Below are 23,231 nucleotides of genomic sequence, written 5' to 3' on the forward strand. Positions count from 1 at the left end.
GGGCTCAGCCGGCCTGGTGACCGGAGAAGAACACCAGTCGGTACTTGCCGATCTGCACCTCGTCGCCGTCCTTGAGCTGGACGGTGTCGATGCGGTCGCGGTTGACGTAGGTGCCGTTCAGCGAGCCCACGTCGCTCACGGTGAAGGTGTCACCGGAGCGGTCGAACTGCGCGTGCCGGCGCGAGACGGTCACGTCGTCGAGGAAGATCTCGCTCTCCGGGTGCCGGCCGGCGGTCACGACGTCGGCGTCGAGGAGGAACCGACTGCCCGACCCCGGTCCGCGCTGCACGACGAGCAGCGCGTGCCCGGCGGGCAGGGCGTCGACCGCCGCGGCGTCGACCGGGTTGAGCTGCCGGTCGGAGGTCTCGGTCTTCTCGCCGAGGCCGATCTGGATCGTGGCGGTGGAGTCGCCCGAGGTCGCGGGCTGGCCCGGCTGCACGGCGACGGAGCCCGTCGCGTCGTCGGCGGTGGCCAGCTTGGTGCCGCACTGCGAGCAGAAGCGGGCGTCGTCGGGGTTCTGCCTGCCACACGCGGTGCAGAACGGCATCGGGGCATCCTCCGGGGTTCGGCGTCGGGGGCGGAAAACCCTCACCTCGGGGCTGAGGCTGACGGTTGTCCGAACCTATCAGCCGGGCGAGGGTGATCAAGCGGTACTCAGGAGTCGAGCGAGGCCTCGTACGCCGCGGCGTCCATGAGGCCGTCGGTCCCACCGGCCTCGGTGGGCACGACCTCGAAGAGCCAGCCGCCGCCGTACGGGTCGTTGTTCACCAGCTCGGGGGTGGCGTCCAGCGCCTCGTTGCGGGCCACGACCTCGCCGGAGACCGGCGCGTAGACGTCGCTGACCGACTTGGTCGACTCCAGCTCGCCGCAGGTGCTGCCGGCCTCGATGGTCGCGCCGACCTCGGGCAGCGAGACGTAGACGATGTCACCGAGGGCGTCCTGGGCGTAGTGGGTGATGCCGACGCGGACCGAGCCCTCGGCCTCGCCGGGGGTCCGCAGCCACTCGTGCTCGCTGGTGTACTTCAGGTCGTCGGGGTACAACGCGGTCTCCAAGCTGTCGGTCCGAGGGGTGCCCGCCGACCCTACTGGCCCTCAGGGGGTGCTGGTGTCCAGCTCGGGGGTGGCGTTCTCCGGCTGGACCGGCTCGCGGACGCTCTCGATGTCCAGCGAGGGCAGCTCCTGCACCTCGACGATCGCGTTGTCCTTCTCCAGCTCGAAGGTCACGCCGCGGGCGATGGAGATGGCGCCGGCCAGGGTGTCGGGGTCGCCGATGGCGTCCAGGACGTACGGCGGGCCCAGCAGCTCGCCGTCGACGACGAGCCCGCCCTCGGCCTCGGCGAAGGAGGACTGGGCGACCAGCCGGACCTTGCCGTTGAGCTGCATCGCCTCGGCGTTGGAGGTGCGCAGCTCCTGGACCAGGTCGATGAAGTCCTGGGCGTCCACGGGGGTGTCGGTCTCGGTGATCGTGATCCGGATGCCGGGGCCGGTGACCGGCACGGTGCCGGCGAGGATCGCGAGCGTGTCGGCCTGGGTCTGCGCGGCCTCGAGTGCCGCGCCGACCCGGCGGTTGTCCGAGCGCAGGTCCTCCCGGGCCGCCTCGAGCCGCTCGATCTCGGACTCGGCGCGCTGGGTGGTGCCGGCGAGGCCGTTGAGGACGTCGATCAGGTCCTGCTCGCGCAGGCCGGCGTAGGTGGCGTCGACCTCGGTCGCGCGCACCTGGACGATCGCGGCGAAGCCGACCAGGGCGAGGAGCACGCCGACGACGACCTGGCTGCGCGAGGGGCGCAGCATCGCGCGGAACAGCCGGGTGCGTCCGCTCGATCGCTGGTCCGGGGGTCCGCTGCTGGTGCTAGGCATGGAACAGGTGGCGGCGGATGGCCGCGACGTTGGAGAAGATCCGGATGCCGAGGACGACGATGACGCCGGTCGAGAGCTGCCCGCCGACGCCGAGCTTGTCGCCGAGGTAGACGATCGCGGCCGCGATCACGACGTTGGAGACGAACGAGACCACGAAGACCTTGTCGTCGAAGATCCCGTCGAGGTAGGCGCGCAGGCCGCCGAAGACGGCGTCGAGGGCGGCGACCACGGCGATCGGGAGGTACGGCTCGAGGCCGAGCGGCACGTCGGGCTGGAAGACCAGCCCGAGGGCGATGCCGACGAGCAGGCCCAGCGCGGCGATCACGAGGCCTCCTCCGGGGGTCGCGGGTCGTTGTCCTCGAGGGGCTCGACCGAGCGCAGCTCGCGCAGACGCGCGGCAGGCAGCTCGAGTGAGTCCTCGTTCCTCATGTCGAAGGGTATGCCGTAGCTCGACTCGAGCAGCAACAGCCTGCCCCCCTCCGGCGATTCGAGGAACCGGGACTGCAGGACGTCGATGTCGCCGATGGCCTCGATGCGGTACGGCGGCGACAGGTTGACCTTGTTGACCCGCACCACCATCCCCGAGGTCCGGATCGCCGACAGCGCGGTCAGCCGCTGGCCGTTGATCGCGATCGCCTCCGCGCCGAGCCGCCACAGCCCGTTGACCGCGATCCGCAGGTCCTGGTCGCGCACGTCGCTGTCGACGATCTCCGGCGGCCCGTCGTCGAGGGTGATCACGACCCCGGGGCCGCTCACCGCGACGAACCCGGTGCGGGTCTGCACGCGGCGCAGCCGGGTGAGCACGCCCTCGTAGGTCGAGCGCGCCTGGGTGAGCTCGCCCTCGAGCTGGGCGTTGCGCTCGCGCAGGTCCACGATCTGCTCCTGGAGATCGGCCACCCGCTCGCGCTCGTCGGTCACGCGACGTACCAGCGTGGCGCGGCTGGCGGCGTCGACGTCCTCGTTGCGGGAGGTCTGCACGAAGGCCGTCGTGACGAGGACGCCGAAGAGCGCGACCACGACGGCGGCCATCCGGTGGGGTCGGCTGCGGACGGGCACGCCCGGCGTGCCCGAGCCCGACCCCGCCCCGGAGCCGGGCGCCGGGGCGCCGGCCTCGCGGGCGGCGAGGGCGCGCCGCTCGGCGGCGTGGAGGTAGTCCTCCTCCAGCGACTGCTGGGTGATCAGCGTGAGCAGCGGCAGCCGGACCCGCTCGGGCAGCGGCTGGTCCGGGGTCGACCGGTCGGGGGTGGGCCGGTCGGGCGGTGCCGACTCAGGCATCGAGCGCCGTCCGGCGCCGGGGCTCGGTGGTGGCGAGCAGGGTGCGCACCTGCCAGGCGTAGAGCAGGCCGGCCCACCAGTACAGGCCGATCCCCCACAGCGCGAAGGCCCAGCCGAGCACCTGCGCGAGCGTGGCGACGGTGCCCTCGCCGTCGCCGAGGAACAGCAGCGGGAAGGCGTAGAGCAGGTTGAAGGTCGCGGCCTTGCCGAGGAAGTGCACCGGCAGCGCGGTGTAGCCGCGGGTGCGCAGCAGCGGCACCAGTCCCCACATGAGCACGTCGCGCAGCGGCAGCAGCACCGCGACCCACCACGGGATCACGTCGCGCAGTGCCAGCCCGACGACGGCGGCGAGGATGTAGAGCCGGTCGGCGACCGGGTCGAGCACCTGCCCGAGCAGCGTGACCTGGTCCCACTTGCGCGCGAGGTAGCCGTCGAGCCAGTCGGTGAAGCCGGAGATCATGAGCACCACGAGCGCCCAGACGTCGGCCTCCGGGCCGAGCACGAGCCACAGGAACAGCGGGACGCCGGCCAGGCGCAGCATGCTCAACGCGTTCGGCAACGTCCACACGCGCGTCGAGCGGGGAGGATCGGCTGCCACACTCCCACCCTAACCGCCGGTACGACGCCCTCGAAGCAGCAGGTCAGGGGTGGTGCGGCGCGCGCCGCCCCGGCCGGCGGGGCCGCTCAGACGGCGGTGCTCGGGTTCGGCACCGGGTCCTCGTGGTGCGCGGCGTCGCGGATCTCGCCGACCAGCTCCTCGAGCACGTCCTCGAGGGTGGCCAGGCCGAGGGTGGTTCCCTCGCTGTCGACCACCCGGCCCATGTGCGCCCCGCGCCGCTGCAGCGTCTCCAGCGCGTCGTGGAGCGACTCGTCGGGCGTCACCGGCGCGAACGGGCGGATCCACTTGTCGTCGATGGGGCGCTCGCGGCGCTCCTCGTCGGGCTCGAGGACGTCCTTGATGTGCAGGTAGCCGATCAGGTCCCCATCGGCGCCGGCGACCGGGAAGCGGGAGTAGCCGGTGCTCGCGCAGACCGCCTCGACCTCCGCGGCGGTCGAGCCGCGACCGACCACGGTGAGGGTGTCGGCGGGCATGAGCACCGCGGCGACGGTCTTCTCGGTGAAGCCGAGCGCGCCGGCGAGCCGGTCGTACTCGTCGGCCTCCAGCAGCCCCTCGCCGCGCGACTCCTCGACCAGCGCCGCGACCTCCTCGCGGGTGAAGGCCGAGGTCAGCTCGTCCTTGGGCTCCACGTGCATCAGCCGGAGCACGGCGTTGGCGATCGCGTTGAGGACCACGATCAGCGGCTTGAGGACCGTGACCACGCCCAGCATCGGCGGGCCCAGCACCATCGCGGAGCGCTCGGGCCCGGCGATGGCGATGTTCTTCGGCACCATCTCGCCGAGCACGACGTGCAGGTAGGTGACCAGCGAGAGCGCGATGACGAACGCGATCGGGTGGAGGAAGGAGTCGGGCACGCCCAGGGCGTGGATGCCCGGCTCGATCAGGTGCGCGATCGCGGGCTCGCCGACCGCGCCGAGGGCGAGGGAGCAGATGGTGATGCCGAGCTGGGCGCCCGCCATCATCAGCGAGACCTGCTCCATGGCCCGCAGCGTGGTGCGGGCCATCCGGGAGCCGGCCTGGGCGTGGGGCTCGATCTGGCTGCGGCGCGCGGAGACGAGGGCGAACTCGGCGCCCACGAAGAAGGCGTTGAACGCCAGCAGCACGACGACGAGGAGGACACCGGCGAGGTCGCTCATCCGCGCTCACCCCTGCCGCGGGTCGTGGTGGCGGTCGACGGCTCGACGTCGTGCAGGCGCAGCGAGAGCCGGTCGATCCGCAGGCCGTCCATGTGCTCGACGGTCAGCACCGCGAGCCGCTCGCGCGGCTGCTCGGGGTCGCTGTGGTCGGGCACCGGCACCTCGGCGATGTCGCCGGAGTCGGGCACCCGGCCGAGCACGCGCAGCACGAGACCGGCCACGGTGTCGTAGTCCTCGTTCTCCGGGAGCGCGACGCCGGTGAGGTCCTCAACCTCGTCGGGGCGCAGCAGGCCCGAGAGCAGCCAGGTGCCGTCGCGGCGCTGGCGGGCGCGGGCGCTCATCCGGTCGTGCTCGTCGGCGATGTCGCCGACGATCTCCTCGACCACGTCCTCGAGGGTCACGATCCCGGCGTGACCGCCGTACTCGTCGAGGACGACGGCCATCTGGAAGCTCTCGTTGCGCAGCTGGGCCAGGAGCGGGTCCAGGCGGAGGGTGTCGGGCACGACGATCGGCTTGGCCATCAGGTGCTTGACCTTGGTGGTGCTCCGCTCGTGCAGCGGCAGCGCGACGGCGTTCTTGACGTGGACGGTGCCGACGACGGTGTCCTCGTCGTCGAGGACCGGGAAGCGCGAGTGGCCGGTCGAGCGGGCCAGCTCGATGACGGCCGAGGCGCGGTCGTTGGCCTCCAGGGTGTGGGTGCGCACGCGCGGGGTCATGATCTCCCCCGCGGTGCGGGTGCCGAACTCCACCGAACGCTCCATCAGCTCGGCGGTGTCGGCGTCGAGGGTGCCCTCGTCGGCCGAGCGGGCGATGAGCGAGGCCAGCTCCTGGGAGCTGCGCGCGGAGCGGAGCTCCTCCTGCGGCTCGATGCCCAGGCGGCGTACCACGGCGTTGGCGGAGTTGTTGAGCAGCCGGATCGGGCCGCGGTTGACCGCGGTGAACAGCCGCATCGGCCCCTGGGTCGCCCGGGCGACCTGGAGCGGGAGCGCGATGGCGAGGTTCTTGGGGACCAGCTCGCCGAAGATCATCGTGAGCACCGTGCCGATCACCAGGCCCAGGCCGACCGCGACCGGCGAGACCGCTCCGGCGGGCACGCCGAGGGTGCCCAGGGGCTCCTCGATCAGGTCCGCGATCGCGGGCTCGGCGAGGAAGCCGATGCCGAGGTTGGTCACGGTGATGCCCACCTGGGCCCCGGAGAGCTGCGTCGAGAGCGACCGCAGGGCGCTCTGCACACCGCGGGCGCCGGCGTCACCGGCCGCGGCGGCCTGGTCGACCTTCGTGCGGTCGACGGTGACGAAGGCGAACTCCGCGGCGACGAACAGTCCGCAGGCCACGACGAGCAGCAGCGCGATCGCGAGCAGGATCAGGGGGGTCATGGGCGCTCTCCATCAAGGGAGAGCGGGCTACTTTGAGAGCCGTCCATCAGGGGTTTCTCTGGGTCCTCGTCGGGTCAGGGCCGGTGAGCGGGGCCACGATACAGCGGCGCCGTCCCCCGACCCAGCCCGCGTGCGCGACGGGTCGGCCCTTCGCCGCCCGGGCATGGCCCACCCGGGCCATGGCGCGCCGGAGGAACAAGGGAGGTGAAACCGGCCCCCGCGGGGCCACACTGGTCCCGGCGGCATGGGGGGCTGCCCGGACCTTGCCCGTCACCGACGGGTCCGCCGGACCTCCTGGGAGCACCCGTGACCGTCGCAGCCAGCACCGCCCGCCCGGCGTACCGGCCCGCGCGCTTTCCCGGCGCGCCGCTGCTCGGCACCCAGGACCGCCACCTCGTCGGCCGCTTCTCCTACGGCGTGACCCCCGCGCTCGCCGCCCAGGTGCGCGCCGCCGGCGGGGCGCGGCGCTGGTTCGAGCAGCAGCTCGAGCCCGACCGGGTCGCCGACCGCCAGGCCGACGCCCTGCGCTCGTGGTGGCCGAGCTTCGAGCGCGGGCCCGCCGAGCTGTGGGAGCGCCAGGTCGCCGAGGTCGAGGGCGGCTGGGAGGTCATGGAGGACTACGCCCGCTGGGCGCTGGTGCGTCGGATCACCTCCCAGCGCCAGGTCCTCGAGGTGATGACCGAGCTGTGGGAGAACCACTTCAACGTGCCGGCCGTCGGCGACGCCCAGTTCACCTACCGGGTCTCCTACGGCGACACGATCCGCCGGCACGCGCTCGGCCGCTTCGACGAGCTGCTCCACGCCGCGATCACCCACCCGGCGATGGGGATCTTCCTCGACAACGCGGTCTCCACCGCCAAGCACCCGAACGAGAACCTCGGCCGCGAGCTGCTCGAGCTGCACACCGTCGGCCGTGGTCAGTTCGACGAGGACGACGTCAAGGCGTCGGCGCGGATCCTCACCGGCTACCGGGTCGACCTGTGGAACACCTGGAAGGCGGCGTACTCCCCGCGCGACCACTGGACCGGCCCCGTGCGGGTGATGGGGTTCAGCGACGCCAACGCCGACCGCGACGGCCGCGAGGTGGTACGCCGCTACCTCACCTACCTGGCCCACCACCCGGCCACCGCCGTCCGGGTCGCCCGCCGGCTCGCGGTCAAGCTCGTCCGCGACGACCCGCCGCAGGCGCTCGTGGACCGGCTGGCGAAGGTCTACCTCGACGCCGGCACCGAGCTCCGCCCGGTGCTGCGGGCCCTGGTCGCCAGCCCGGAGTTCAAGGCGTCGGTGGGCGCCAAGGTCCGCGACCCCGGCGAGGACGTGGTGGCGACCTACCGCGTGCTGCGCGCCGGGCTGGCCCGGCCGCCGGCGGGGCGGGCCGGCGGCGAGTACGCCGTGCGGGCGATGCTCTGGCAGGTCGGCAACCTGGGGGTGAGCCCCTTCTCCTGGCCGCGGCCCGACGGGCAGCCGATCGACAGCGAGTCGTGGTCCTCGGCCTCGCGCGTGCTGGCCTCGATGGAGCTGCACTGGACCCTCGCCGGCGGCTGGTGGCCCAAGCAGGGCATCAGCTACCGCACGCCGGCGCAGTGGCTGCCGCGCAAGCGGATCCGCTTCGACCTGCTCGTCGACCACCTCAGCCAGCAGCTGCTGCACCGCCGGTCGACCGCCACGCTCCTGCGCGCCTGCTGCGAGGCGTGCGTCATGAAGCCCGGCGAGGTCGTCACCGCCGACCACGCGCTGGTGAAGTGGGACTTCCACCGGCTGCTCGGCACCGTCCTCGACTCCCCCGCCCACCTGACCCGGTGACCGCCATGACCTCCTCGACGCACTCCTCCGACTCCGCCTCAGCCTCAGCCTCCGCCTCCGACGCCGCCTGCTGCGCGGAGTTCGCCCGCGTCTCCCGGCGCGGCCTGATCGGCGGCGCGCTGGCGATGGCCGGCGCCGCCACCGCGATCGGCTCGGCCGTGGTCACGGCCTCCCCCGCGCGCGCCGCGAGCGCGGACGCCGTGCTGGTCGTGCTCTCGCTGCGCGGCGCCGCCGACGGCCTCTCCCTCGTGGTCCCTCACGGCGACCCGGTCTACTACGCCGCCCGCCCGCGGATCGCGGTCCCGGCCGGCAGCCTGCTCGCCAAGGACGCGATGTTCGGCCTGCACCCGAACCTCGCGCCGCTGGTGCCGCTGTGGCGCTCGGGCCGGCTCGCGGCCGTCCACGCCACCGGGCTGCCGGCCCCGAACCGCTCACACTTCGCCGCCATGGAGGAGGTCGAGGACGCCAACCCGGGCTCGGCCGCTCGCCAGGGCTGGCTCAACCGGCTCATCAGCACCGACACCCGGCGCTCCCCGCTCCAGGCGGTCGCCCTCGGCGGCGGCGTCGTGCCGACCAGCCTGTACGGCGCCGAGCCGGTCATGTCGACGGGGTCGGTCAAGGCGGTGTCCATCCCGGGCGACGACCAGTGGGACACCACCGGCGGCCGGGTCCGCTCGCTGCACACGATGTGGGACCGCGACACCGGCCCGCTGGGTCGCGCCGTCGGATCGGCGTTCGCGGCGGTCGACGCCTTCGGGCCCGCGCGGGCGACGCCGGACCGCTCCGCGGCGTACCCCGGATCCGACCTGGGCACGTCGCTCGCCGAGGTCGCCCGGGTGATCCGCGGCGACGTCGGGGTGGAGGTGCTCACCGTCGACCAGGGCGACTGGGACATGCACTCCGACCTCGGGACGCTCGAGTGGGGCCGGATGCGACGCAACGTCGGCGACCTCGCCGCCTCGATCGCGGCGTTCTTCGCCGACCTCGGTCCGCTGGCCTCCAAGGTCACGCTGGTGACGATCAGCGAGTTCGGCCGCCGGGTGGTCGAGAACGACAGCAACGGGCTCGACCACGGCTACGGCAACGTGATGCTGCTGGCCGGCGCCGGGGTCAAGGGCGGCCGCTACTACGGCACCTGGCCCGGGCTGGCCGACACCCTCGACGCCGACCTGCTGGTGACCACCGACTACCGCAGCGTGCTCGCCGAGGTCGTCGCGAGCCGGTTCCGCGCCTCGACCGCCAAGGTCTTCCCCGGCTTCCGGCCCGAGGCGGTCGGGGTGATGACCTCGCTCTGAGCGGCTCGGCCGGTCCTCCGGCCTCAGGACTCGGGGTCGTCGCCGAACTGCCAGAGTCCCTGCGGTGCCCGGCACGCTGCGGCGAAGCGGGCCGCCCACGCCTCGGCGTCGGCTCGGGAGGCCGTCCTCAGCACCGCGAACCCGCCCGGGAGCCCGGCGTGCTCGGGGTGGGCGCCCGGCGTGACCGAGCCGTCCGCGGCGACGCGGACCGGGGCGACCTCGTCGAGGATCCCGCCGCCGAAGACCCAGACACCGGCGGCCTTGGCCTCCCGGACGGCGGCGTGGGACTCCTCGCTCACGCGGTCGAGCGGGACGTCGGTCAGGTCCATCGCGCCTCCGGGGAAGGCGAGGAGGTAGGCGGGCATGGGCGCTCCTGGGGGGTCGGGGTGGATCGGAGTCGGGTCGGCGTGCGGTCACCAGTCCGACCCGCCCTGCCATCGGGACTCATCGGCCCCGTCCCGACGCTGGACGAGAACGCGTTCCACCTGCCACGGTGGCGCCCGTGCGCGTCGTCCAGTGGGCCACCGGCGGAGTCGGCAAGGCCGCGATCGAGACCCTGCTCCTCCACCCCGAGCTGGAGCTGGTGGGGTGCTGGGTCCACTCCCCCGACAAGCACGGCCGCGACGTCGGCGAGCTGATCGGCCGCGCGCCGATCGGGGTGACCGCGACCTCCAGCGTCGAGGAGATCCTCGCCCTGGACGCCGACTGCGTCCTCTACTCCCCGCTCGTGCCCGACCGGGACGAGGTCGCGGCGCTGCTGCGGTCGGGCAAGAACGTCGTCACGCCGGTCGGCTGGTTCTACCCCTCCGAGCGCGCCGCCGGCCCGCTCGCCGAGGCGTGCGCCGAGGGCGGCACCACGCTGCACGGCACGGGGATCAACCCGGGCGGGATCACCGAGCTGCACCCGTTGATGTTCTCCGCGCTCTCCTCGGCGGTGACGTTCGTGCGCGGGGAGGAGTTCTCCGACATCCGCACGTACGACGCCCCCGACGTGGTCCGCCACATCATGATGTTCGGCGGCCTCCCCGAGGACGCGATGGGCGGCCCCATGCTCGGCCTGCTCACCGGCGGCTTCCGCCAGTCGGTGCGGATGTGCCTGGACGCGCTCGGCTTCAGCAAGGACGCCGAGCTGCGCACCTCCCAGGAGGTCGCGGTCGCCACCGCCCCGATCGACTCCCCCATCGGCCCCATCGAGCCGGGTCGCGTCGCTGCGCAACGCTTCGTCTGGGAAGCCGTGGTCGGCGAGCTCGTCGTCGTCCGGGTCGCGGTCAACTGGCTGATGGGCGAGGAGCACCTCGACCCGCCGTGGACGTTCGGGCCCGAGGGCGAGCGGTTCGAGGTCGAGGTGCAGGGCGACCCGCCGTCGTACGTCACCATCAAGGGCTGGCAGCCCAGCAGCGTCGCCGAAGGGCTCCTGCGCAACCCCGGCGTCGTCGCGACCGCCGCCCACTGCGTGAACTCCATCCCGTACGTCGTCGCCGCACCGCCGGGCATCCAGACCTTCCTCGACCTCCCGCTCGTCGCCGGCCGCGCGCACCCCGACCTGGCCTGAGCCGCACCCCGGCCGGCACAGCCTCGCAGGAGATCCCCCGGGCTGCCGAGCATCCATGCTCATGACGCCGGCCTCGGTGATCCCAGAGAGTGAGCCCATGACTCGCGTCGTCAGCACCAGCAGCTCTCGTCTCCTGGACTTCTCACTGTGGGCCGCGACCGGCGTCGGCCTGTTGGTCGTGGGCTGGGGAGCACTGGTCATGGTCAATGACGCCAGGACGCAGGGCGAGGACTGGGACGGCCTCGGGCTGTTCTTCGGTGGGCTCATGGTGGTCGGGGGTCTGCTCTGGTCGCTCCCGCACGTGATGCTGGCGTGGTGGCTGGTACGGGCCCGGAGACGCGGCCGAGCACTCACGCCGATCGGCGCGGCGAGCGTTGCCCTGGCCGGATCGCTGCTGTTGCTCCTGCTGTTCTACGTGACCAGCGGCGCCGCGCAGCTGAGCGCCCTGTTCGTCCCCATCTGCGCGTGCGTGCTCGTCCTGACCACCGGTGCCCGCGTCGTGCTCGACACCAGCCGATGACCTCGCGGTGGCGCCGGGAGTGATGGCACCAGGGGCCGCCGAGCTCCGGGCGTGCCTGTGCCCCGCCGGCTGGGTGGTCCGGCGGGGTCGGGGCGGTGGGCTATGTCGGGGGCGGTTCGGGGCCGAGGTCGTGGGTGCCTCGGTGGTCGACCCGGTAGGTGAGTCCGGTCGGACTTCGCCACTCAAACGTGCCCGGCGAGGGTGATTGTTGTGACCAGCCGCCGTGGGTCTTGGCGCGGTGGTGGCGCCTACAGAGTGGGGCGATGTTCTCGGTCGCCGTCGGTCCGCCCCTGGCGTGGGGGATGACGTGGTCGTCATCCACTCGCGATGACGCGTGGGCGGGGCGGGTGCACCAGGGGAACACGCAGTGCAGGTCGCGGAGCCGGGTCTGGGTCGAGAGGCGGTCGGGGACCTCGTAGGCCTCGACGTGGATCCGCTCGCTCAGGTCGATGACCGGCTTCACGGTGATCGTCTTGCCGGCGTCGGACCGCGCGGCGCGGGTGCACCAGTCCGCGAGCTGGCTGGTGAGGACGAACCCGCGGACGTTCTCGACGCGCGTGATGTCGTCGAGGGTCCCGTCGGGACGCTGGTGGACGTGGACCACGAGGGGCTTGGGGTCGGTGTCGAACTCCAGCTGCATCTGCCGCCGCGCCATGTCACCCAGCGCGACCGAGCGGCGGGCGTCGAGGGTGTCGGTGCACCCCAGCGCCTCCAGCCTCGCCGCGCCCTTCGCCAGGGCGTCGTCGAGGTCGAGCGCATCGGCCAGGTCCAGGGTCGCCCACACGTCCACGTGCCCGTCGAAAGACACCTGCCGCGACTGGACCGTCACGTGCCGAGCCTCGGCCCGCTCGGTCGCCACCCGCTGCGCCTCGTCAGGGTCGAACCGGACCAACGCCTCCTCCAGCAACCGCTCCAGAGCCGCCGGCCCGATGGTCGAGGCCACCGGCGCGACATGGGTGTCGACGAACGCCGCACCCTTCTTCGGCAGGTGCAGCGTCCGCCGCGCCAGCGACCGCGCCTTCCAGGCCGGGAGGTCCAGCGAGGTGACCTTGGCCCAGAGCTTCGGGAGCCGGTAGCGCAGCTCGAGGGCCTCGGCGAGATAGGCCCGGCCGGCGTCCTCGGACTTCCCCAGGCCCGCGGCGAACTCCACCACCGCGAACTCGGTCACGAACGGAGCACCCTCACCCGCCAGGCAGACCGGCTTGTCGCCGAACCCGCGGAACACCGACCAGGACGCTGCATCGTCCAACGACTCCGCCGGGTGCAGCACGCACCACTGGACCGCCGCTTCGAGGAGCTCGGCCTCGGCCGCATTGGCGGCGCGCTGCTTGGCGCGCGCGAGGCTCAGCACGTCGGCTGGGGTGTCCAGCGGGTGCTCGAGCGTCGCGATCAAGGCCATGCCTCATTCTACTCGAACACATGCTCGAATGGAAGAGGCTCTCAACAGATCCTGCCGAACCGATCGGACACGCCAGCCCGAGGCGGCGGCCAGAGACCCAGCAGCCGACCGCAACCCACGGCGTACCTCGTCCCATAGCTGCCAATACCGCAACCACCCACAGCCCGCAGGCCGAAGGTCGGCCGCCGGGGCCTCGACACGTCGGCGCCAGGGCGCCTCCTGCTCGACCAGCGGCGGGGGCCCGCACGCTGAAGGTCGGCTCGGGGCCTCGACACGTCGGCGCCAGGGCGCCTCCTGCTCGACCAGCGGAAGGGCCCGAAGGCCGAAGGTCGGCTCACGGGGCCTCGACACGTCGGCGCCGGGGCGCCTCCTGCTCGACCAGCGGAGGCGGCCCGCAGGCCGAAGCTCGGCCGCCGGGGCCTCGACAACGTCGGCGCCAGGGCGCCTCCTGCTCGACCAGCGGCGGGGGCCCGCACGCTGAAGGTCGGCTCGGGGCCTCGACACGTCGGCGCCGGGGCGCCTCCTGCTCGACCAGCGGCCGGGGCCCGCAGGCCGAAGGTCGGCTCACGGGGCCTCGACACGTCGGCGCCGGGGGCGCCTCCTGCTCGACCAGCGGCGGGCCCGCAGGCCGAAGCTCGGCTGCCAGGGGCCTCGACACGTCGGCGCCGGGGGCGCCTCCTGCTCGACCAGCAGCTACAACAGCATCAGGACCGCGACGAGGACGGCGGTGAGCACGAGCGAGACCAGCACGGAGCCGAGGCAGCCGAGCCGGTTGCTGAAGAAGAAGAACACTGCTCAGGTGCGCGGGGCGTTCGTGGACGGCTGGGCGTCCTGGTCGTCGGCGTCGGGGTTGCCCCCGTCGACCGGGTCGCCCGTGGGGTCGTCGTCGGCCGCGGTGGGGCCGTCGAGCCCGGAGGCGGTGAGGGGCGGCTCGGCGTCCTGGTCGTGCCCGTAGGACGGGTCGCTGCCGGCGCTGCTCGGGTCGTCGGTGCTGCTCGTGTCGCTCATGTCAGGTCGGTACCCAGGGCCGCGCGGGGCAGCAGCCGCCCGTCCGGGTGAGGTTCCCGCTCGAGCACGCCGGGCACAGTCCCCCGGCACCGGCCCAGGCCCGACCCGAAGGAGCACCACCGTGAAGCGAGCGCTCATGATGTACGCCGTTCGCCTGATGTGGGCCGGTACCTCGCGCAGCGGCAACTGACGCGACACCACGCAACACGCACCACACAGCTCGCACCACGCAGGCGAGGCCGTCCCCCGGTCAGGGGGACGGCCTCGTGGCGTCAGGGCCGGGCGTGCCCGGCGCGTGCGGTCAGCGCTTCTTGCCCGCGCGGCGCTGGACCTGACCGACCGCGGACTTGATCTTCTCCTGGTTGTGGGGCTTGCGAGCCTCGTCGTAGACCTTCTTGGCGACCCCGAGCAGGGCGACGTTCCTCATGATCTTCATGCCCCTCAGGTACCCGTTCCGCCGCCGAAGGAGTCACTCACCCGGTCGTGGCCCAGCACACGGGCCGCCAGCGCCCCGCCGGACGCGCGGGCGGCGAGCGCCTCGGCGAGGGAGTCGTCCGGGCCGGCCACGACGGTGAGGTTGCCGGGCCGGCGGGCGCGGAGCGTGGCCGGCTCGGCCGCCACCAGCGTGCGGCGGAAGACCGAGCGCAGGCCGGCGATCGCGTCGCGCGTGGCCGCGAAGGGCGCCCGGTCGCTGAGGTTGAGCAGGAACCAGCCGCCCGGGACGAGCACCCGCGCGACGTCGGCGAAGAACGCGGTGGTGACCAGCTCGGCGGGCACCCGCCCGGCGGCGTACGCGTCGAGGACGACGAGGTCGGCGCAGTCCTCGCGGAGCGCGGCGACCCCCGCGAGCCCGTCGACGGGCCGCACCCGGATCCCGCTGCGCCGCGGCAGCGGCAGCTGCTCGCGCACCGCGGCGGTCAGCTCCTCGTCCGGCTCGAGCACGACCTGCCAGGAGCCGGGCCGGATCGCCGCGACGTACCGCGGCAGGGTCAGGCCCGCGCCGCCGACGTGCACGACGCGGGTGGGCTCGCCGGCGCGCCGGTGCAGGTCCACGACGTCGCCGAGGCGGCGCACGTAGTCGAAGGCGAGGTGGGTGGGGTCGGCCAGGTCGACGTAGGACTGGTCGCGCCCGTCGAGCCGGACCAGCCAGGCGTCGCGCCGGTCGGCCGGCACGATCTCGTGACGGGGCCCGCTCACGCGCCGCGCGGGGAGTACATGATCACCGCGACGCCGACCAGGCACAGCAGCGCGCCGGTCACGTCGTAGCGGTCGGGCCGGAAGCCGTCGACGGCCATCCCCCAGGCCAGCGAACCGGCGACGAAGACCCCGCCGTACGCCGCGAGGATGCGCCCGAAGTGGGCATCGGGCTGGAGGGTGGCGACGAAGCCGTAGGCGCCCAGGGCGAGCACCCCCGCGCCGATCCACACCCAGCCGCGGTGCTCGCGGACGCCCTGCCAGACCAGCCAGGCGCCGCCGATCTCCGCGAGCGCGGCGAGCCCGAAGAGGAGCAACGAGCGGGCGACGGTCATGGCGTCACGGTAGCGACGGCCCGCCGCCGCGCCGTGGTCGGTCGGCGCGCGGGCGACCAGGGCCGTGGCACGATCCGACCATGGCGGCCTACTGGATCAGCACCTACGTCGAGGTGACCGACACCGACAAGCTCGCGGCGTACGCCGCCCTGGCCGGACCGGCCCTGGAGGCGGGCGGCGGCCGGTTCCTGGCCCGCGGGCTCCCCGAGCAGGTCTACGAGGCCGGGCAGCGGACCCGGACCGTGCTCATCGAGTTCGCCTCGGTCGAGGCGGCCGTCGCCGCGCACGACAGCCCGGCCTACCAGGAGGCGCTGGCCGCCCTCGGCGGCGGCGCCGTGCGCGACCTGCGGATCGTGCCGGGGGCCTGAGCCCCGCTCCGAGCACGTGACGGCCGGTGGCCGGTGCGCCGCCAGGCTCGCGCGGCACACCGGCAGCCGACCGGCCCCTCCTGGGAGGGTCAGGCCTTCGCAGCCTGCGCGGCCTCGAGGTGCGCGGCGCGCTCGTCCTCGTTGTCCTCCTCGAGGGCGGCCCGCAGCCGGGCCTCCTGCTCGTGGGAGAGGTTGGTCTCGAGCAGCTCACCGCGGATGCCGCGCTCGCGCAGCTCGGTGTGCACCCGGTCGACGACCGCGCTGTTGGTGAGCACGAACAGCGCCGAGGTGCCGGGCGTGACCTTCTGGCGGACCGAGTCGATGAAGTCGTCGTCGATGCCGACGTCGGTCAGCGACCCGGCCAGCGCACCCGAGGCCGCGCCGACCACGAGCCCCAGGAGCGGCACGAAGAAGATCAGGCCGAACAGCGTCCCCCAGAACATCCCGCCCAGCGTTCCGGCGGCCACCATGTTGGTCGACTGCCGCGTCCGCGGCTTCTTCTTGCCCTCGGGCCAGGAGACCGTCGCGGCGTCGACGACCTGGATGAGCTCCTTCTTCTCCAGCTCGGCGAGCGCGTGCTCGGCACGTTTCGCGCCGTCCGGGTCGTCGAACCGCCACACCGTCAGTGTCGCCATGTCCTGCTCCTCTTCTGTGGATCCTTCGTGGACCTCCGCGCTCCGAGCGGGCGCCGAGGGAACGGGGGCCGGGCCGGCGCGACGGTCCTCGCACCGGTCACCGGGCGGGCAGCCAGGTCCGCACCGCGGTCACCAGGGCGGAGACGCCGAGCGGCAGCGTCGCCTCGGCATCGGGTGCGTACGCCGGTGAGTGGTTGCTCGGGATGGTGCGCAGCGCCGGGTCGTCGAGACCGCCGGTGGTGAACAGCGACGGGTCGCTGCCGCCCAGCAGCCAGAAGGACAGCGGCGCGCCGGCGCTGGTGGCCAGGATGCCGACGTCCTCGCTGCCCGCACCGGCCCCGGGGTCGAGGATCTTCTCCGGGCCCAGCCACGCGCGGAACGCGTCGAGGGTGCGGCCCAGCGCGGCGGCGTCGTTGATCACGACGGGGAACCGCTCGATCTCGGTGATCGTGGGCGGCTCGGGCGCGCCGGCCATCGCCGCGACCCCGTCCACGACCTTCTTGACCTCGTCGAGGACGTGGGTGCGCACGGCGGGGTCGTAGCTGCGGATGTTGAGGAGCAGCTCGGCCTGGCCGGGGATCACGTTGGCCGCCTGACCGGCGTGGACGGCGCCGACGGTCAGCACGACGACGTCGGTCGGCGCGATCGTCCGCGACACGACGGTCTGCAGGCCCAGGACCGCCTGCGCGGCCATGACGACGGGGTCCACCGAGTTCTGCGGCATCGATCCGTGCGCGCCCTTGCCGACCAGGTCGACGCGCAGCGAGTCCGAGCCGGCGTACGCCGCGCCGGCGTGCGCCGCGATCGTTCCCGCGGGCAGGGGCGCGACGTGCTGCCCGAGCACGACGTCGGGCTTCGGGAAGCGCTCCAGCAGCCCGTCGTCCACCATCGCCTGGGCGCCGGTCGCGAGCTCCTCGGCGGGCTGGAAGACCAGCACGAGGGTGCCGGACCACATCGACCGCTCCCCGGCGAGCAGCTGCGCGGCGCCGATGAGGCAGGTGGTGTGCAGGTCGTGGCCGCAGGCGTGGCTGACCGGCACCACCGTGCCCTCCGCGTCGGGGGCGGTGACGGTGCTGGCGTAGTCCAGGCCGGTGGCCTCCTTGACCGGCAGGGCGTCCATGTCCGCCCGCACCAGTGCGGTCGGACCCGGGCCGTTGCGCAGGACACCCACGACGCCCGTGCCCCCGACGCCCGTGACGACCTCGAAGCCGAAGGAGCTCAGCCGCTGGGCCACCAGGCCGGCGGTGCGCCGCTCCTGGAAGCCGAGCTCGGGGTGACGGTGGAGGTCCTGGTAGAGCGCCAGCAGGGCTGGGTCGGCGGTGGTGCGAGCGTGCTCGACGACGGACAACGGGGTACTCCTCGCGTGATGGGGAGCCCGGACCGCGCCATCGGCGCGGGCGGGCCGGGGAAGGGGCGGCTCGGCGGGGTCCTCAGGCGGACGCGCGCACGTGTCGTCGCATCTCGTGCACGCCCCGCTCGTGGAGCAGGCGGCGCGCGATGGTCTCGCAGAGGAGCATCGGCCGGTGCGCGGCGCGGCTCGCTCGCTGGACGACCCGGTCGGCCTCGTGGACGGCCTGCACCACCTGGGGCGCGGTCAGCGCCCCCGCGAACTCCGTCACGAGGAGCTCGGCAAGGTCGGCGAGTGCGGTGCGGTGTGCTGCGGCTTCGGCGGTCGTCCCGGGGTCGGGCACGACGGCGAGGCTGGGGAGCATGTGCGGGGTTCCCTCCGGTCGGGTGCCGCACCAGCGTCAGCCGCGTGCGGCCCCGGTCACAGGGACGAAGGTCATGGTGCCGGAGGGCAAGTCGGCCCCGGCCGACCGGCCGGGACGGATCGGACCGGGGAGCCCCGCAGGGGTCAGCAGGCGGCGTACGCCGTGCGCGTCAGCGCCGCGCCGGAGGTGACCTGCCTGCCGCGGGCCAGGGACCACCCGCGCTGCCAGTCGGAGTCGACCTGCGCGCCGTTCATCTCCCGGTCCGCGCCGACCAGGCTGTAGCGCGGGACGAGCCGCCGGCCGAGGTGGGCCCGGGCGCCGGTCACCGTGGCGACGGGGCGGCCGTCGATGAACCAGGTGGTGTGCTTCGCGGCGACCTCGACGGCCAGGTTGAACGGCTTCTCGGCCAGGCGCAGGCCGGGCAGCCGGCGCGTCCACTGCGACCCGGCGCGCTGCGAGCGCACGCCCACCGCGAGACCCGGCTCGCCGACGGTGACGTCGGCGACGACGACGGCCTCGGTGGGGCACCCGGTCACCGGCGTGCCCTCGGGGACCAGGTCGAGCCGGAAGCGGAACGGGGCGGGGCCGCCCTCCCAGGCGTGGCCCTGCAGCCGGAACTCCCACCGCCCGGTGGAGCGGGCGTTCCCGCGCATCGTCGCGGTCGTCGTGCCCCGGTCCCCCGCGCCGCCGTGCTTGAGCTTGCTCTGCAGGACCAGCCCGCCGTTGAACGGGGTCGCTCGACCCGTGCCGTCGGAGGTGTCGAGCCAGGTCCCGCGGGGGCGGGTGCCCTTCGACGGCGGGGAGGTCAGGTCCTGCCCGCGCTCCCAGGCGAAGTCGAAGAGCGTGGGGCCCCAGCGGTAGCGCTCGCCCGCCGTCGGGCGAGCCTCGCTCCGCGAGGGGGCCGCGGTCCTGGGGGTGGCCGCCGCCGTCGCCCGGGGCAGCAGGCCACCCAGGCCGAGGACGGAGAAGTACGCCGGGAACGAGGCGTACCACCCGATCGCGCTGCCGCCGCGGGTCCACCGCTCCTGGCGCGCGCGCAGCACCCGCTCGCCGAGCACCGGCGCGGCCACGCGGAACGTCGCGTGGCCGGCGCTGTCGGTCGTGCCGCGCTGGATGGTGCGCCACCGGTTGCCGTCGTGGCGCTCCTGGAGCAGGACCGTGCGCCCGGGGATCGGCGGCGGGGTGCCGAGCGCGGAGCGGACGGGCGGCGTGGTGTCGGCGAGGACGGTGAACGGCAGCAGCGGCGCGATCGCGTGGAAGGGCGAGGCGCCGTCCGCGCCCTGGAGGGTGAGCGTGATCTCCTGCGGGCGGGCGTCGAACCGCTCCCCGCGGGTCGCGACGCCCCCGCCGGCGACGCGGTAGCTGATCCCGGACATCGACGGCGCGGTGAAGGTGAAGTCGAAGCTCCCGTCCCCGGCGGTGCGGAACGTGGAGCTCGGTACGTCGAGCCAGGTGTCGCCCGGCCGGTTCATGTGCGACTGCAGGTGGACCGTGCGCCGCCCCGCCTTGCCGAGGGTGCCGCGGAAGCGCACCGCCTGGCCGGGGACGTAGATCGGCGGGGTCACCGTCAGCGAGGCCTGCCGTGCCCCGGGCGCGGCGGCGACGGTCCGGAGCGTGGTCGACGCCGTCAGGGGGAGCACGAGGAGGCCGACGACGGTGGCGACGGCGAGCAGCACGCGGGAGGTCACGCACCGAGTCTGCGGTCGGCGGGCCGCCGATCCTGGATCCGTCGTCCGAACGGTCGCCGTGTCCCGCTCGGCCGGGCCACGGGTCGCGACCCGGCCGCCGGCGAACGGCGCCCCGCGAAGTGGTGTGAGAGAGTGGAGTTACTGGTGTTCGGGGGCGATGCGGGAGGCGATGACGGTGCTGGCAGTGATGGTCAGGTGCGGTTGGAGCACCGAGGACAGCGTGGTGGTGGGCGCGTGGCTGCAGCTGTGCGTGGTGCTCTTCCTCTGGTCGTCCTGACCCGCCGGAGCCGCCCGGCTCAGGGCGCGAGCAGGCCGACCACCTGCGCTTGGTGGACGGCCTCGCCGCGCGAGCAGACGCCGAGCTTGCGGTAGATCGCGGAGACCTCCGAGGCGACGGTGTTGCGCGAGAGGTGCAGCCGCTCGGCGATGTCGGCCATCCGCAGGTGCGTCTGGAGGTAGGGCAGCAGCCGCAGCTCCGCGGGGGTGAGGGGCACCTCGGGGGCCGGCGCGGTCCCGTCGGCGGTCGCCGTGGCCTCCCGGAGCTCGGCGACCTGGTCGCCGAGGGTGCCGAGGTCGGGCCGGCGCACGAGCACCTCGTCGATCTCGCGCAGGAGGACTCCTGCGCCGGCCCGGTCGCCGCGCGCCCAACAGGCCTTGGCGAGGTGCAGCCGGCCCCGGGTGGCCAGCCACGGCAGCGCGTACGTCGCCGCCGACCGCGCCCGCATGGCCCGGGCGATCTGCCGGTCCGCCTCCGCCAGGTCCGAGCGGTGGATCGCCAGGCGCGCCCCGGCGGCGCGCACCAGCAGGGCGAGCACGTCGTCGCCGGCGCGACGCTGCTCGACGATCCCCAGCGCGTGCTCGACGTGGCCGGCGGCCCGCTCCCAGCGGCCGGCGTCGATGTCGACCAGCGCCGTCTCGGCCTCGGCGAGGGCGACCACCTCGAGGTCGGGGGCCGCGTGCCCGGCGGCGGTCGCCTCGGCGAAGGCGGCCAGGGCCCGGCCGGGCTCCCCCGCGAGCAGCAGGGCCTCGCCGCGCGCGGACAGCGCCAGGGGCTGCCACGGGCCGGGGTCGGCCTCGGGGCCCGCGGCGGCCTCGGCGTCGGCGAGCATCCGCGCCGGGCCGTCGGCACCGAGGAGGGCGCGCAACGTCGAGCGGGCCGTCTCGAACCGGCGGTCGGCCTCGGTCGGCGTGGGGGTGGGGGCCACCTCGTCGGCCAGCGCCGCCCACCGGCCGGCCTCGACGGGGTCGCCGAGGAACGCGGCGGCGCGGCCGGCGACGACGGCGAGGGGCGGGTGCGCGGCCACCACCGGGTCGCCGAGCCGGGTCAGCCAGCGCTGCACCGTCCCCGCCTCGCCCTCGCCGCACACGCGGGGCCCGATCTCGGCCACCAGGACGGCACCCCGGTGGAGCTCGCCCGCACCGAGGAGGTGCTCGACCGTCTGCACCGGGGCTGCATGCGCCTGGAACCACCCGGCGGCGCGCAGGTGCAGCTCCTCGGTCATGCCCGGCTCGGTCCGGCGCAGCTCGTCGAGCAGGAACTCGCGGAAGAGCCGGTGGTAGCGGTACCACTCCCGGCGCCGGTCGAGGAGCACGAGGAAGGAGTGCGACGCCTCCAGGGCGAGCAGCATCTCCGGTGCCCGGGGGTCCTCGACCACGGCCTCGCACAGCGGTCCGTGCAGCCGGTCGAGCACGGCGGTCTCCCGCAGGAACCGCTGCACGCCCGGGTCGAGCGGGCCGAGGACCTCGCGACGCAGGTAGTCCGCGACGTACCGGTCGGCGCCGGAGAGCTCCCCGGGCGGGCACCGCACCTCCCGCGCGACCAGCGCGGCGAGGTTCAGCCCGACCGGCCAGCCCTCGACCCGCGCGGTGACGTCGACCGCCTGCTCGGGGGTGACGGGGAGGCCGGCCGCCGCGAGGACCTGCGCGGCCGCGCCCGACCCCAGCGCGAGGTCGCGCTCGGTGATCTCCACGGCATCGCCCACGGCGCGCAGCCCGGCCAGGTGCGGCGGCTCGCCCCGGCTCGCGACCACCACCTGGGAGCCCCGCGGGACCGCGGGGAGCAGCACGTCGAGGACCCTGTCGCACCCGGGCGACCGGACGTGGTGGAGGTCGTCGACCAGGAGGGCGTACGCCGCCGCCGGACGCGCCATCGCCGAGGCGACGACAGCGGCGCCCCGGCGGACGTCCGCTCCGCCCGCGATCGCCGCGGCCGTCGCGGCCGCGAGCCCCGCCTGCTCGGGCACCGCCCGCTCGTAGGCCGAGGCGAGCAGGTGGAGCAGCAGGACCGGGTCGTCGTCGAGCCGGGCGAGGGAGACCCATCCGACCCGGCGCTCCTCTCGCCGCGCCCACTCCGCGAGCAACGTGGACTTCCCGTAGCCGGCCGGCGCGGTCACCCCGACGACGGAGGCGTCGCGGGCGCGGGCGGCGTCGATGAGGGCGGCCCGGGTGACCAGGCCGGCCCGCAACGGTGGCGCCGAGAGCTTGATGTCTAGCAGCGCCTCGTCGTCGGTCGGGTACGACAGCTGGTCGGATGCTCGGGTGCCCTGGGTCACCTTCCCACCGTAGGAACGCCGGGACCCGGATCCGGGGGTCCGAAGGGCCCGGTCGCGCCGGGGCTTGTGGCGCCCGGCGCACCGGCACCCGGCCCGGGTCCGACGGCCCGGGTGTCCAGGAGGTGGGATGCGGGTCAGCCCTCGGAGGCCTCCTCCAACGGGGTCGCGGGCTCGCCCCGGCCGAGCAGCATGGCGTGACCGATCCCGGCGATCACGGCGCCGAGGATCGGCGCGAGGATGAAGAGCCAGAGCTGGACGATGGCGTCTCCCCCGGCGAAGAGCGCCGGCCCGATCGAGCGGGCCGGGTTCACCGAGGTGTTGGTGACCGGGATGCTGACCAGGTGGATCAGGGTGAGGGTCAGCCCGATCGCCAGCGGCGCGAAGCCCTTGGGCGCGCGGGTGTCGGTCACCCCGAGGATGACGATGAGGAAGATCGCGGTCAGCACCACCTCGATGACCAGTCCGGCGAGCAGCGAGTAGCCGGCCGGTGAGCGGTCGCCGTACCCGTTCGAGGCGAAGCCGGAGTCGACCGCGGAGAAGCCGTCCTGGCCGCTCGCCACGAGGTAGAGCACCGCGGCCGCGGCGATCGCGCCGACGACCTGCACCACCACGTACGCCGGGACGTCCTTCCACGCGAACCGGCCGCCGGCCGCCAGCCCGATCGTCACCGCCGGGTTGAAGTGGCCGCCGGAGAGGTGGCCCACGGCGTAGGCCATGGTCAGCACGGAGAGGCCGAAGGCGAAGGAGACGCCGAGGAAGCCGATGCCGACGAGGATGCCGTTGACCAGGACCCCCGAGGCGAGCACCGCGGCGCCGCAGCCCCCGAGGACGAGGACGAACGTGCCGAGGAACTCTGCGGTGAGGCGTTGGGGCGTCGTGACCGACTCGTCCATGGTGTCTCCTCCCG

Annotated in this window: 25 protein-coding genes; 5 read left to right on the forward strand and 20 right to left on the reverse strand. The window is 74.2% G+C overall.

The window, feature by feature from the left end; genetic code table 11:
• Positions 1-4: 4 nt before the first annotated feature.
• The 8 genes from HPC71_RS11125 to HPC71_RS11160 form a co-directional block, all read right to left on the reverse strand.
• Positions 5-547, reverse strand: a complete 543-nt coding sequence (locus tag HPC71_RS11125) for a zinc-ribbon and FHA domain-containing protein (RefSeq protein ID WP_154614240.1) — start codon at positions 545-547, stop codon at positions 5-7.
• Positions 548-654: 107 nt separating this feature from the next.
• Positions 655-1,041, reverse strand: a complete 387-nt coding sequence (gcvH, locus tag HPC71_RS11130) for a glycine cleavage system protein GcvH (protein WP_154614352.1) — start codon at positions 1,039-1,041, stop codon at positions 655-657.
• A 51-nt stretch (positions 1,042-1,092) separates the two neighbouring features.
• Complete coding sequence (locus HPC71_RS11135; protein WP_154614239.1) at positions 1,093-1,857, reverse strand: DUF881 domain-containing protein; 765 nt, start codon at positions 1,855-1,857, stop codon at positions 1,093-1,095.
• Positions 1,850-2,182 carry a small basic family protein gene (locus tag HPC71_RS11140; protein ID WP_171896697.1) on the reverse strand — a complete coding sequence of 111 codons (333 nt, stop codon included), beginning with the start codon at positions 2,180-2,182 and terminating at the stop codon, positions 1,850-1,852. Before HPC71_RS11140 ends, HPC71_RS11135 begins: the two co-directional genes overlap by 8 nt.
• Complete coding sequence (locus HPC71_RS11145; protein WP_154614238.1) at positions 2,179-3,132, reverse strand: DUF881 domain-containing protein; 954 nt, start codon at positions 3,130-3,132, stop codon at positions 2,179-2,181. The genes HPC71_RS11140 and HPC71_RS11145 overlap by 4 nt, the downstream gene beginning before the upstream one ends.
• Positions 3,125-3,673, reverse strand: coding sequence for a cardiolipin synthase ClsA (gene clsA / locus HPC71_RS11150; protein WP_154614350.1), 549 nt, complete (start codon positions 3,671-3,673; stop codon positions 3,125-3,127). The genes HPC71_RS11145 and clsA overlap by 8 nt, the downstream gene beginning before the upstream one ends.
• A 143-nt stretch (positions 3,674-3,816) precedes the next feature.
• Positions 3,817-4,887 (reverse strand): hemolysin family protein, encoded by a 1,071-nt coding sequence (locus HPC71_RS11155; RefSeq protein ID WP_154614237.1) that lies wholly within the window; start codon positions 4,885-4,887, stop codon positions 3,817-3,819.
• Entirely contained in the window at positions 4,884-6,263 is a 1,380-nt protein-coding gene (locus tag HPC71_RS11160; RefSeq protein WP_154614236.1) for a hemolysin family protein, read from the reverse strand. Before HPC71_RS11160 ends, HPC71_RS11155 begins: the two co-directional genes overlap by 4 nt.
• 306 nt (positions 6,264-6,569) lie before the next feature.
• On the opposite strand from HPC71_RS11160, the gene HPC71_RS11165 reads away from it, so the two are divergent.
• Both HPC71_RS11165 and HPC71_RS11170 read left to right on the forward strand, forming a co-directional pair.
• Positions 6,570-8,066, forward strand: coding sequence for a DUF1800 domain-containing protein (locus HPC71_RS11165; RefSeq protein WP_171896698.1), 1,497 nt, complete (start codon positions 6,570-6,572; stop codon positions 8,064-8,066).
• Positions 8,067-8,071: 5 nt separating this feature from the next.
• On the forward strand, positions 8,072-9,361 hold the full coding sequence (locus HPC71_RS11170) for a DUF1501 domain-containing protein (protein WP_154614234.1): 1,290 nt from the start codon (positions 8,072-8,074) through the stop codon (positions 9,359-9,361).
• A gap of 23 nt (positions 9,362-9,384) precedes the next feature.
• Here HPC71_RS11170 and HPC71_RS11175 read toward each other — a convergent pair whose 3' ends face one another.
• Positions 9,385-9,726, reverse strand: coding sequence for a YciI family protein (locus HPC71_RS11175; RefSeq protein ID WP_154614233.1), 342 nt, complete (start codon positions 9,724-9,726; stop codon positions 9,385-9,387).
• A 137-nt stretch (positions 9,727-9,863) separates the two neighbouring features.
• Between HPC71_RS11175 and HPC71_RS11180 the strand changes: the two genes are divergently transcribed.
• Entirely contained in the window at positions 9,864-10,913 is a 1,050-nt protein-coding gene (locus HPC71_RS11180; protein WP_216656394.1) for an NAD(P)H-dependent amine dehydrogenase family protein, read from the forward strand.
• 97 nt (positions 10,914-11,010) lie between these two features.
• Positions 11,011-11,433 (forward strand): hypothetical protein, encoded by a 423-nt coding sequence (locus tag HPC71_RS11185; RefSeq protein ID WP_154614232.1) that lies wholly within the window; start codon positions 11,011-11,013, stop codon positions 11,431-11,433.
• A 100-nt stretch (positions 11,434-11,533) separates the two neighbouring features.
• On the opposite strand, the gene HPC71_RS11190 is transcribed toward HPC71_RS11185, so the two are convergent.
• The 5 genes from HPC71_RS11190 to HPC71_RS11205 all read right to left on the reverse strand — a co-directional run bounded on the left by HPC71_RS11190 (position 11,534) and on the right by HPC71_RS11205 (position 15,369).
• Positions 11,534-12,832 carry an HNH endonuclease signature motif containing protein gene (locus tag HPC71_RS11190; RefSeq protein WP_154614231.1) on the reverse strand — a complete coding sequence of 433 codons (1,299 nt, stop codon included), beginning with the start codon at positions 12,830-12,832 and terminating at the stop codon, positions 11,534-11,536.
• Positions 12,833-13,627: 795 nt separating this feature from the next.
• Positions 13,628-13,840: a hypothetical protein gene (locus tag HPC71_RS11195; RefSeq protein WP_154614230.1), complete on the reverse strand. Its 213-nt coding sequence runs from the start codon at positions 13,838-13,840 to the stop codon at positions 13,628-13,630.
• Positions 13,841-14,141: 301 nt separating this feature from the next.
• A complete protein-coding gene (locus HPC71_RS21175) occupies positions 14,142-14,276 on the reverse strand; it encodes a hypothetical protein (protein ID WP_257866172.1) in 135 nt (44 codons plus the stop codon).
• Between the two features lie 5 nt (positions 14,277-14,281).
• Positions 14,282-15,037, reverse strand: a complete 756-nt coding sequence (locus HPC71_RS11200; protein ID WP_171896700.1) for a spermidine synthase — start codon at positions 15,035-15,037, stop codon at positions 14,282-14,284.
• Complete coding sequence (locus HPC71_RS11205; RefSeq protein WP_154614229.1) at positions 15,034-15,369, reverse strand: YnfA family protein; 336 nt, start codon at positions 15,367-15,369, stop codon at positions 15,034-15,036. The genes HPC71_RS11200 and HPC71_RS11205 overlap by 4 nt, the downstream gene beginning before the upstream one ends.
• An 80-nt stretch (positions 15,370-15,449) precedes the next feature.
• On the opposite strand from HPC71_RS11205, the gene HPC71_RS11210 reads away from it, so the two are divergent.
• A complete protein-coding gene (locus HPC71_RS11210; protein WP_154614228.1) occupies positions 15,450-15,737 on the forward strand; it encodes a DUF1330 domain-containing protein in 288 nt (95 codons plus the stop codon).
• An 89-nt stretch (positions 15,738-15,826) separates the two neighbouring features.
• Here HPC71_RS11210 and HPC71_RS11215 read toward each other — a convergent pair whose 3' ends face one another.
• From HPC71_RS11215 to aqpZ, 6 genes are all read right to left on the reverse strand, one after another.
• The gene (locus tag HPC71_RS11215) at positions 15,827-16,372 is read right to left on the reverse strand and encodes a DUF1269 domain-containing protein (RefSeq protein ID WP_154614227.1); all 546 of its coding nucleotides are present in this window, start codon (positions 16,370-16,372) and stop codon (positions 15,827-15,829) included.
• A 97-nt stretch (positions 16,373-16,469) separates the two neighbouring features.
• On the reverse strand, positions 16,470-17,720 hold the full coding sequence (locus HPC71_RS11220; protein WP_154614226.1) for an amidohydrolase: 1,251 nt from the start codon (positions 17,718-17,720) through the stop codon (positions 16,470-16,472).
• Between the two features lie 82 nt (positions 17,721-17,802).
• A complete protein-coding gene (locus HPC71_RS11225) occupies positions 17,803-18,084 on the reverse strand; it encodes a hypothetical protein (protein ID WP_154614225.1) in 282 nt (93 codons plus the stop codon).
• Positions 18,085-18,227: 143 nt separating this feature from the next.
• Positions 18,228-19,772: a hypothetical protein gene (locus HPC71_RS11230; protein ID WP_154614224.1), complete on the reverse strand. Its 1,545-nt coding sequence runs from the start codon at positions 19,770-19,772 to the stop codon at positions 18,228-18,230.
• A gap of 296 nt (positions 19,773-20,068) precedes the next feature.
• Positions 20,069-22,324 (reverse strand): helix-turn-helix transcriptional regulator, encoded by a 2,256-nt coding sequence (locus HPC71_RS11235; protein ID WP_154614223.1) that lies wholly within the window; start codon positions 22,322-22,324, stop codon positions 20,069-20,071.
• Between the two features lie 134 nt (positions 22,325-22,458).
• Positions 22,459-23,217, reverse strand: coding sequence for an aquaporin Z (gene aqpZ / locus HPC71_RS11240; protein ID WP_154614222.1), 759 nt, complete (start codon positions 23,215-23,217; stop codon positions 22,459-22,461).
• Positions 23,218-23,231: the final 14 nt, after the last annotated feature.

It is taken from the genome of Nocardioides marmotae, from assembly GCF_013177455.1.
In the GTDB taxonomy this organism is placed as follows: domain Bacteria; phylum Actinomycetota; class Actinomycetes; order Propionibacteriales; family Nocardioidaceae; genus Nocardioides; species Nocardioides marmotae.